Genomic DNA, 3495 nt, shown 5'->3' with positions numbered 1-3495 from the left:
GACGACGCGCACGTCGTCCGCGGCATTCGCGCGCGTCAGCCGGAATACCCGCACCGAGGTCGGCGTGCGCGTATTCGCGGCGCGCTCGAAGCGGTCGGCCGCCGCGCCGAGGCGCTCGACGTAGCTCGCGGGCCCCGTCACGTTGACGGTGTGCGCGGCGGCGTCGATCGACAGCGGAAAATGCGCGTCGGTGAGCCCCCCGCGCGTGAGCGCGGTAACGAGCGCGTCGGGCGCCAGCGCGTGCGGCCGCAGCGCGACCGACTGCTGCGCATTCGCCGGCGAGATGCGCAGCGCGACGCCGTTGTAGTACCAGACGAAACCGTAAGTATGGCCAAGCGTATCGAGAAACCTTGCCGGCGCCATCGAGAAACGTCCGTCGACCGCGCCCGGCACCTCGCCGTCGACGACGACGCGCAGATGCTGAAGCGATGCGAACGCGTCGAGCACGCTGGCGACGCTGCCGCCGGTCGCGACGTAGTCGAAGTTATCGCTGGCCCAGACGACGGGCGCGGCGTGTGCGCGCGGCATCGGCAGCGCGGCGATCAGTACCGCTGCGGCGCACGCGATGAGCGGCCGGCGCGGCACCGGCCGGAACGGCAAGGGCAGCCTCATCGGGCCTCCGCATCGGTTGAGTCATTGGAGGAATTCTCGGCGCGCGGCGCCTCGGCCTCGGGTTTCAGCGTCAGCCGGTAGCCGGTCGCGTAGACCGACTGCACGCTCCAGCCGACGCCGGCCGCCTTCAGGCTCGCGCGCAGCCGGCTCACGTACATGTCGACCGAGCGGCTCTGCACCGCCGCGTCCCAGCCCCAGACCACGCTCATCAGATCCTGCCGCAGCACGACGGCGCCCATGTGCCGCGCCAGATGCCAGAGGATGTCGAACTCCTTGGTGCCGAGTTTGTGCGCGACGCCGCCGACCACGAGCGAGCGTGCCGGCTGGTCGAGCGCCGCGTCCTCGACGAACATCCGGCGGCTGTCGACGTTCATCGGCGCGAAGCGGCGCAGCAGCGCGCGCATGCGGGCGAGCAGCACCTGCCGGTCGTACGGCTTGACGAGATAGTCGTCCGCGCCGGCGTCGAGAATCTCGACGATGTCCGACTCGGCCGAATGCACGGTCTGGAAGATCACCGGCATCGTCGATTGCGAGCGGCTGCGGATCTTGTGCAGCAGCCGGTCGCCATTGACGCCCGGCAGATCCCAGTCGAGGATCGCCAGATCGGCCCAGTTGTCGGCGAGGAACTGCTGGGCCTCGAGTCCGTTGTGGAAGGCGTCGATGTGATAGCCCTCGCTTTTCAGCCAGGCATTGACGAGCGCGTGATGCGCGACGTCGTCCTCGACGAACAGAATGCGAATTGGTTTTCCTGCAAGCGATTTCATGATCCAGCCTTAGATTGACCGCGCTTCCGTCAGACGGCACGGTTCGCGCGTAATGCCCGGTCCGCGTCGACGAGCGACGTCGACAACGACGGCGCCGCGGCGGGATTCAGGCACGGCAGGCGCAGCACGAACAGCGTGCCGCCCCGGCCGTTCAGTTCGGCGTACAGCGCGCCGCCATGCACCGCGACGATCTGCACCGCGAGCTTCAGCCCGAGGCCGAAACCCGTGGCCGATTTCTTGCCGAACTTCTCGAAATCGGTCAGCCGCTCGTCTTCGGGCAACCCGGGCAGCCCGCCCGCGTGATCGTCGACGAGCACTTCGACGAATCCACCGTCGTGGCGCAGCGACACCGTCACGGCCTCGCCGCGCGGCGAAGCGCGCACCGCGTTGTCGATCACGTTCTGGATCGCGCGGGCCACGAAGTTGCGCATCCCGTTGACCCAGACGGGCGCATTGTCGGGCAGCCACAGATGCAGCGCCACGCCGCAATACACTGCCGTCACTTCGAGCTGCGAAATCATCTGGCGCAGCGTCGCGCGCAGGTCGAAGCGGCGGAAGTCGCGCGCCTGCAAATGCTCGGTGACCGAGGAAAAGATGAACTGCTCGCCGAGCGACAGCACGTAGCGCGCGAGCTGCGTGATCCGCTGCATGCCGCCGCAGCGCTCGAACGCTTCCGGATCGCTCGCGTCGAGCTGTGTCAGCGCGCTGATCGAATTGAGCGGCGAGCGCAGGTCGTGCAGCAGGAAGCGCAGCGACGTCGCGCGTTCGTCGAGCGAGCGCGCGAACGGCGTCACGTCGGTCACCGCGATCACGGCGCCCGCGCCAGGCAGCGGTGCCCCCGCCTGCAGCCACAGCGTCGCCTCGCCGGCGCGCACTTCGCGGCCCGCTTCCAGATCGCGCGGCAGCGGCACGTCGTCGAAGCCGAAATGCTCGGCCAGCGCGACCGCAAAATCGACGCCCGGCGGCAGCGCCATCTCGAGCATCGCGAGCGCGCGCGCGTTGGCATCGAGCACCGCGCCCGCGGCGTCGAGCGCGACGACGCCGCACGGCAGCGCATCGAGCATCGCGCGCAGGCGCGCGGCGTCCTCGTCCTCGTGCGCGCGCCCGGGGCTCGTCACGCGGGCCCCTGCTCGTCGCCCGCGTCTGGCGCGCCCGGAGAAATCACGCGCGGCGTCAGCAGGAACAGCCGCTCCATATGGCTGTTCTGCCGCGTGTGAGTGCGGAACAGCGCGCCGATCAGCGGGATCTTCGAGAGCCCCGGCACGCCGGTGACGCCGGTCGAGTCGTCGTAGGCGCGATAGCCCGCGATCAGGAGCGCCTGCCCTTCGTCGATGAACGCCTGCGTGTCGATCGTGCTGTTCGTGACGGTCGGCAGGTTGCCGACGAGCTGCTGCGTATTCACCTGGCCGTCCTGGATCGCGACGTCGAGCTTGATGCGCGTGCGCCCGTCCTCGTCGACGACCATCGGCAGCACGCGCAGCGACACGCCCGCCGAGATGCTGTACAGGTCGCCCGAGGTGTAGCCCGTGACCGGCACGAAGAACTGCGTCTGGTTGTCCATCACCGCTTCGATGTTGTTCAGCGTGACGACCTTCGGGCTCGCGTCGATCTTCGCGGCGCTGGTCTGCTGCAGCGCCGAGATGCGCGCCATCAGATAGCGGCCCGCGTCGCCGAGCACCGCCGCGACCGAGGCGCCGGCCGGCGACGCCAGCGCGGCGACGTTGCCCGGCAGCGTCGTGGTGCCGAAGTTCTGCGTGATCGTGCCGCCGTTGTAGGTGTTCTGCGCCAGCGTGCCGGAGCCGGTCTGGATGTCGACATGGCTGTTGTGCAGCGTCCAGTCGACGCCGAGCTGCTGCAGCGCGTTGTCGTCGATCTCGATGATGTGCGCCTCGATCTCGATCAGCTGCGGCTTCACGTCGAGGCGGTCGATCAGCGTGCCGTACTGCGACATGCGATCGGGCGTGTCGCGGACCACGACGGAGTTGGTGCGCTGGTCGGCGACGATCACCGGCAGCTGGCCGTCGCTGTCGCCGCGGGCGCCGGCAACGCTGCCGCTGCTTTCCTGCGGCGGCTCGCCGATCGCTGCCGTGAGCGCCGGCGACGGCTGCCCGGTCAGGCC

At 69.4% G+C, this 3495-nt stretch carries 3 protein-coding genes and 1 pseudogene; all 4 read right to left on the bottom strand.

Going from position 1 to position 3495, the window contains the following annotated elements; genetic code table 11:
- Positions 1–612: pseudogene (locus G3N58_RS33540) on the bottom strand (hypothetical protein); the annotation flags it as partial.
- The gene (locus tag G3N58_RS33535) at positions 609–1376 is read right to left on the bottom strand and encodes a response regulator transcription factor (protein ID WP_167044097.1); all 768 of its coding nucleotides are present in this window, start codon (positions 1374–1376) and stop codon (positions 609–611) included. The gene G3N58_RS33535 and the pseudogene G3N58_RS33540, both read right to left, overlap by 4 nt.
- A 29-nt stretch (positions 1377–1405) precedes the next feature.
- Positions 1406–2449, bottom strand: a complete 1044-nt coding sequence (locus tag G3N58_RS33530; RefSeq protein ID WP_277397002.1) for a HAMP domain-containing sensor histidine kinase — start codon at positions 2447–2449, stop codon at positions 1406–1408.
- A 41-nt stretch (positions 2450–2490) separates the two neighbouring features.
- Positions 2491–3495, bottom strand: a 1005-nt coding sequence (gene sctC, locus G3N58_RS33525) for a type III secretion system outer membrane ring subunit SctC (protein ID WP_206001335.1), incomplete at its 5' end; no start/stop codon positions are given.

Origin of the sequence: Paraburkholderia sp. Ac-20342 (genome assembly GCF_017104985.1) — a bacterium.
Classification (GTDB): Bacteria; Pseudomonadota; Gammaproteobacteria; order Burkholderiales; family Burkholderiaceae; genus Paraburkholderia.
Note: the sequence above shows the minus strand (reverse complement) of the source record. Positions and strands in the feature narration are given on the sequence as shown.

Excerpts from the sequence above, each read along its gene's own strand:
- G3N58_RS33535 (WP_167044097.1), bottom strand. The coding sequence starts at position 1,376 with ATGAAATCGCTTGCAGGAAAACCAATTCGCATTCTGTTCGTCGAGGAC.